Raw genomic sequence first — 5,784 nt, forward strand, 5'->3', positions numbered from 1 at the left:
GCGTCTGGAGCCGCATCAGCGCGTCCTCCGCGCTGTTGGCGTGGACGGTGGCGAGCGAGCCGTCGTGGCCGGTGGACATGGCCTGTTCCTGCGGATGCTCGACGAGCTGCCGTTCATGCCCGACTCCGTGGCCAACCTCGCCGGCTGGCTGGACGACCTGCGCGCCGCCCTGCCGAGGTAGTACGGGCTCCCGCGAGGTAGTCCAGGCTCCCGCGAGGAGCGCCGGTCCGGGGGGTCAGCCCGCGACGAGCTCGGCCTCGAAACTGTCCGCGTCCTCGAGATAGGCGGCGTAGTGGTCGGGGCCGCCGGCGTACGGGTGCCGGTCCGCGAAGAGGAGGGTCCAGCCGTGCCGGGGTGCGGCGGCAGCCAGGGTGTCGACCTGTGCGCGCGACCCGGCGTGCAGGGCGAGGTGGTTGAGGCCCGGCCGCCGCCGGTCGTGGGTTGCTGCGGTCAGCGCGGGGCTCTGCTCGACGACGACGTAGCCGTCGCCCAGCAGCCAGGACCGCCCGTGCTCCCACGACTGGTGCGGCCGGTAGCCGAGCTCGCCGAGGAGCCAGCCCCAGGAGCGCACGGCACGCGGCAGGTCGGGCACCCAGAGCTCGACGTGGTGGATCGCCCCGCGGCGCGGGACGTCGTTCATCCGGCCTCGCGGCGTGCGGCGACGTCGGTCATGAGGTCCGCGGACAGTGGCGCGAGCGGGTGCGGCGCGGCCGGCGCGGCCGGGTCGACCCAGACGTGCTCGGCGAGCTCGGCGCGTGTCTCGACGGCGAACCCGACGGGCAGCGCGACCTCGAAGACGTGCGCGTCGACCACGTGGTCCGGCTCGTTGGCGGCGACGGCGGTCCGGCGCCCGAGCGGGCGGACGGCGGCCGGGTCGACGACGAGGCCGATCTCCTCGGCGCACTCCCGCACGAGCGCGGCGACGGGCTCCTCGCCCGGCTCGATCTTGCCGCCCACCTGCATGAACGCCGTCGTGCCGCGCTTGCGCACGAGCAGCGCGCGGCCGTCGTCGCGCACGATGACGGCCGCGACGATGTGCAGCGTGGTGGTGCGGGTCGTGCCGTCGGTGGTGGTGGGGCCGGTCATGTCAGGGCTGCTCCGCGATCTCCTCGATGACTTTCCCGTCGAGCACCTGCACCACGAGCTGCACGCCGACCAGCCCGGCGGACGCGATGTCGGGGTCGTCGGCGGACGGCTCGTCGTCCGCAGGGTTCCCTCCGGACGCGGACGCCCAGGACGACCGGCCCTCCGACTGCTGCGCCTCGCGCACCCGGCGCTCGGCCGCCTGCCGCGGGGTCTCGCGCGCGGGCGGCACTGCGGGGGCGGGCGGGGACGACGGCGCCGGGACGGCCGCGGGTGCGCTCGCGACCGGCGGTGCCTCGGGCTCCGGTCGCGACGGCGCGACGGGCCGGGCCACCGGGGCTGCGACCGGCTCGTCCAGCGGCGGCTCGGGGAGGTCGTCGGGCGGGGGCTCGTGCAGGGAGACGCCGGCGAGCCAGGCCGCGTCGGCCTCGTCGACCGAGGCGACCTGCCTCGCCTGCTGCTGCGGCTGCGCGGTCCGCGGGGCCGACTGCGTCGTGCGCGGAGCGGACGGCGCCGGCGAGTCGAGGACGGCGACGGCGGTGGCCGGGCGCGACCCGGTCGCCGCCACCGTGGTGGTGGACGGGCGCGGGCCGGCTCCGGACCCCGGGCCGCCGGCGGTGGCGCCGCCGCCCCCACCGGAGCGCCCCTCGCCGGGCGGGGGGACGTCGGGCCACTCGGGGTCGACGGGCCGCCCGGAGTCGTCGGGTTCCTCGGCGGCGTCTGCGCCCGGGTCGGACGGGGCCGGGGCGCCGCCGGTCTCCCGCGGACGCCGGCCGGCCTCGTTCTCGACGATCTCGACTTGCACGGCGATACCCAGCGCCTGATAGACGGCGTCCGAGATGGTCTCGGGCCGTCCGCGGCGCGCCAGCCCGACGACGGCAGGCGCGAACCCGAGGCGCAGGACGTCGCCCTCCAGACTCTTCACCTGGGCGTTCTCCCCGAGGAACGCGGCGGCCTGCGGGCTCTGGATGGCGCTCAGGACCTCGCGCCAGCGGCGCCGGACCACCTCGGTGGTGACGCCGCTCGCGGGAACGGACGGCGCGGGCTCGGGCGTCGGCTCCGCGGGCTGAGTGGCCTCGACCGGCTCGACCGGCCCCGGCTCGGCGGCCTCGACCGCCGTGGGCTCGGGCTCCGCGGCAGGCTCGGCCTCTGTCGCGGCCTCGGGCTCCGCAACAGGCTCGGGCTCCGCAACGGGCTCGGGCTCTGTCGCGGCCTCGGGCTCCGCAACAGGCTCGGGCTCCGCGGCAGGCTCCGGCCCCGCGACGGCCTCGGGCTCGGACTCCCCCACAGGACGCCGGCTTGCCTGCAGGGCGGCCCGTGCGGCGGCAGCGCCGCTCAGCCCGCCGCCCCCACTCGCGCCCGCGGACGCCGGCGGGGCGGGCGTCGAGGCGACGTCCCGGTCAGCGGACGGTGCGGGCGGCGCGGGCGTGGCGCCGGCGGCGATCCTGCCCCGCTCGAGCCGCTCGATGCGTGCGGCGAGCCCCTCCGTGCCGTCGTCGGCGCCGGGGAGCAGCAGCCGCGCGCAGAGCAGCTCGAGGTGCAGCCGGGGTGACGTGGCCCCGGTCATCTCGGTGAGCGCGGCGTTGACGAGGTCGGCCGCGCGCGACAGCTCGGACACACCGAGGCGTCCGGCCTGGGCGCGCATCCGCTCGAGCTGGTCGGCGGGCAGGCCCCGCAGCACGGCCTCGGCGGCGTCACCGGAGACGGCGATGACGATGAGGTCGCGCAGCCGCTCGAGCACGTCCTCGACGAATCGCCGCGGCTCGTGCCCGGTGGCGATCACCTGGTCGACGACGCGGAAGATCGACGCGCCGTCGCCGGCGGCGAGGGCATCGACGACGTCGTCGAGCAGCGTGGCGTGCGTGAACCCGAGGAGGCCGACGGCCGTGTCGTACTCGACGACCCCGCCGGTGGCGCCCGCGATGAGCTGGTCGAGCACGGAGAGGCTGTCGCGCACGGAGCCGCCGCCCGCGCGGGTCACCAGCGGCACGACGCCGCCGCCCAGCTCGATCCCCTCGGCGGCGGTGAGCTGCTCGAGGTAGGGGCCCAGCACGTCTGGCGGCACGAGCCGGAACGGGTAGTGGTGGGTGCGCGACCGGATGGTGCCGATCACCTTGTCCGGCTCCGTCGTCGCGAAGACGAACTTCACGTGCGGCGGCGGCTCCTCGACGATCTTGAGCAGGGCGTTGAAGCCCTGCGGCGTCACCATGTGCGCCTCGTCGAGGATGAAGATCTTGTACCGGTCGCGGGCGGGGGCGAACGTGGCGCGCTCGCGCAGGTCGCGCGCGTCGTCGACGCCGTTGTGGCTGGCCGCGTCGATCTCGACGACGTCCAGCGAGCCGGGGCCCCCGCGCGCCAGCTCGACGCACGACGGGCACTCGCCGCACGGGGTGTCGAGCGGCGTCTCCGGGGTGTTGCGCGCGCAGTTCAGCGTGCGCGCGAGGATGCGGGCGGACGTCGTCTTGCCGCAGCCGCGCGGCCCGGAGAACAGGTAGGCGTGGTTGACGCGCCCGCTGCGCAGGGCCTGCATGAGCGGTGCGGTGACGTGCTCCTGGCCGATCACCTCGGCGAACGTCTCGGGCCGGTAGCGGCGGTACAGGGCTGTCGTCACCCGCCCAACCCTAGACGCCGCAGCCGACAGCGACGAGGCCGCTGCACAGGCCGGTCCGCGCGTGCTCGTCGACGTAGCACCTGGTGACGATTCACGCCCGTGAACCGCCACCAGGTGCTACGTCGAGGGCGTCAGCGGTGCAGCACCTTGCGCGCCAGGCGGTTCCCCACCCACTGCACGACCTGCACGATGACGATGATCACCGCGACGGTGACGAGCACGACCATCCAGTTGTAGCGCTGATAGCCGTACCGCAGGGCGAAGTCACCGAGCCCGCCGCCGCCGATGAGGCCGGCGATCGCGGACATGTCGAGCACCGCGATGAACAGGAACGTGTAGCCGAGGATCAGCGGCGCGAGCGCCTCCGGCACGAGCACGGTCGTGATGATGCGCCACGACGACGCCCCCATCGCGCGGGCCGCCTCGACGACGCCCGGGTCGATCCCGACGAGGTTCTGCTCGACGATGCGCGACGTCCCGAACGCCGTCATGACCGACAGCGGGAAGATGAACGCCTCGGTGCCGAGCGTCGTGCCCACCACCTGCAGGGTCACCGGCCCGAGCAACGTCACGAAGATGATGAACGGGATCGGGCGCACGATGTTGACGACGACGTTGAGGACGCCGAACACGGCCCGGTTCGCCAGCAGGTTGCCCGGCCGCGTCACGTAGAGCGCGAGCCCCAGCGCCAGGCCGGCGATGCCGCCGGTGAGCAGGGCGATCGTGACCATCTGCAGGGTCTGGCCGAACGCCTCCCACAGCAGCGGCCACAGGGTGGACCAGTCCTTGTTCATCACGCGCCTCCGAAGTTGCGCAGGTTGCCGCCCCGCAGGACGTCGTCGCGGGCGGCCGCGTACGGGTCGCCGAGGTCGTCGTCGGGATCAGGCTGCACGCCCTGCGGGTCACGGTCGGCGCGGATCGCACGCGGGTCGTCGACCGGCCGCGCAGCGGTGCCCAGGTCGACGACCTCGGCGCGCTCGCGCAGCGCGGCGAGGAAGGTCGTGATGCGCTCGTCGGGCGCGACGAGCTCGACCGTGAGCGAGCCGAACGGCCGCTGGCCGACCTCGCTGATGCCGCCGAAGACGACGGAGCCGTCCACCTCGTGCTCGCGCAGCAGGCGGAAGAGCTCGGTGCCGGAGCTCGCGCCCTCCCGCACGCCGACGGTGACGAGCCGCCCGGGGTGGCGCTCGCGCAGTCGGGCGAGCGCGTCGGGCGAGGGCCGGTCGTGCATGGACGTGCCGACGAACCGCTGGGCGGCGTCGGCGCTGGGCGCGGAGAACACGTCGTACACGTCGCCGACCTCGACCACCTTGCCGTGCTCCATGACGGCGACGCGGTCGCACAGGGAGCGCACGACGTCCATCTCGTGCGTGATCACGACGATGGTGAGGCCGAGCTCGGCGTTGACGCGGCGCAGCAGCGCCAGCACGTCACGGGTGGTCTCGGGGTCGAGGGCGGACGTCGCCTCGTCCGCGAGCAGGATGGTGGGCGACGTCGCGAGGGCGCGGGCGATGCCCACGCGCTGCTTCTGCCCGCCGGAGAGCTGGCGCGGGTACGCGCGCGCCTTGTCGGACAGCCCGACGAACTCGAGCAGCTCGGCCACGCGGGCCGCACGCTTCTCCTTGGGCCAGCGCGCCACCTTGAGCGGGTAGGCGACGTTGCCCGCGACGGTGCGCGAGCTCAGCAGGTTGAACTGCTGGAAGATCATGCCGATCCGCGCGCGGATCCCGCGGACCTTGCGCTCCGGCAGCCCGGTGAGGTCGGTGCCCTCGACGAGCACGGAGCCCGCCGTGACGGTCTCCAGGGCGTTCACGAGGCGCACCAGCGTGGACTTGCCCGCGCCGGAGTAGCCGATGACGCCGAAGATCTCGCCCGCGCGGACCGTGAGGGACACGTCGTCGACGGCGTGCACCGCGCGCTCGCCCTCGCCGAACGTCTTCGACACCCCGCGCAGCTCGATCGCCGGCGTCCCGGGGGCCGGTCCGGCCGTGTTGTCGCTCACCTGTTCGTCCTCACTGTGCGCTCGTCGTCCGCTCGACCGCTCGTGGCCCATCGTGCCCAGCACGACGGCCGGGACGCGCGGGCTGGCC

The 5,784-nt window shown here is 75.0% G+C and carries 6 protein-coding genes; all 6 read right to left on the minus strand.

Annotated elements, in window-relative coordinates:
* The coding region (locus tag ACFWEK_RS18050; RefSeq protein ID WP_430554921.1) for an ATPase, T2SS/T4P/T4SS family at positions 1–79 on the minus strand (79 nt) is incomplete at its 3' end.
* Between the two features lie 156 nt (positions 80–235).
* Positions 236–640, minus strand: coding sequence for a VOC family protein (locus tag ACFWEK_RS18055; protein ID WP_430554918.1), 405 nt, complete (start codon positions 638–640; stop codon positions 236–238).
* Positions 637–1,086, minus strand: a complete 450-nt coding sequence (locus ACFWEK_RS18060) for an NUDIX domain-containing protein (protein ID WP_430554919.1) — start codon at positions 1,084–1,086, stop codon at positions 637–639. Before ACFWEK_RS18060 ends, ACFWEK_RS18055 begins: the two co-directional genes overlap by 4 nt.
* Before the next feature lies 1 nt (position 1,087).
* A complete protein-coding gene (locus tag ACFWEK_RS18065; RefSeq protein ID WP_430554920.1) occupies positions 1,088–3,694 on the minus strand; it encodes a DNA polymerase III subunit gamma and tau in 2,607 nt (868 codons plus the stop codon).
* A 131-nt stretch (positions 3,695–3,825) separates the two neighbouring features.
* On the minus strand, positions 3,826–4,488 hold the full coding sequence (locus ACFWEK_RS18070) for a methionine ABC transporter permease (RefSeq protein WP_430546065.1): 663 nt from the start codon (positions 4,486–4,488) through the stop codon (positions 3,826–3,828).
* Complete coding sequence (locus tag ACFWEK_RS18075) at positions 4,488–5,747, minus strand: methionine ABC transporter ATP-binding protein (RefSeq protein WP_430554922.1); 1,260 nt, start codon at positions 5,745–5,747, stop codon at positions 4,488–4,490. Before ACFWEK_RS18075 ends, ACFWEK_RS18070 begins: the two co-directional genes overlap by 1 nt.
* Positions 5,748–5,784: the final 37 nt, after the last annotated feature.

The organism is Isoptericola sp. NPDC060257 (assembly GCF_042726645.1).
Classification (GTDB): domain Bacteria; phylum Actinomycetota; class Actinomycetes; order Actinomycetales; family Cellulomonadaceae; genus Isoptericola; species Isoptericola nanjingensis.

What these genes read in the sequence shown, in the direction of transcription:
- ACFWEK_RS18055 (WP_430554918.1), bottom strand. Translation starts at nt 640, where the DNA reads ATGAACGACGTCCCGCGCCGCGGGGCGATCCACCACGTCGAGCTCTGG.
- ACFWEK_RS18060 (WP_430554919.1), bottom strand. Translation starts at nt 1,086, where the DNA reads ATGACCGGCCCCACCACCACCGACGGCACGACCCGCACCACCACGCTG.
- ACFWEK_RS18070 (WP_430546065.1), bottom strand. Translation starts at nt 4,488, where the DNA reads ATGAACAAGGACTGGTCCACCCTGTGGCCGCTGCTGTGGGAGGCGTTC.
- ACFWEK_RS18075 (WP_430554922.1), bottom strand. Translation starts at nt 5,747, where the DNA reads ATGGGCCACGAGCGGTCGAGCGGACGACGAGCGCACAGTGAGGACGAA.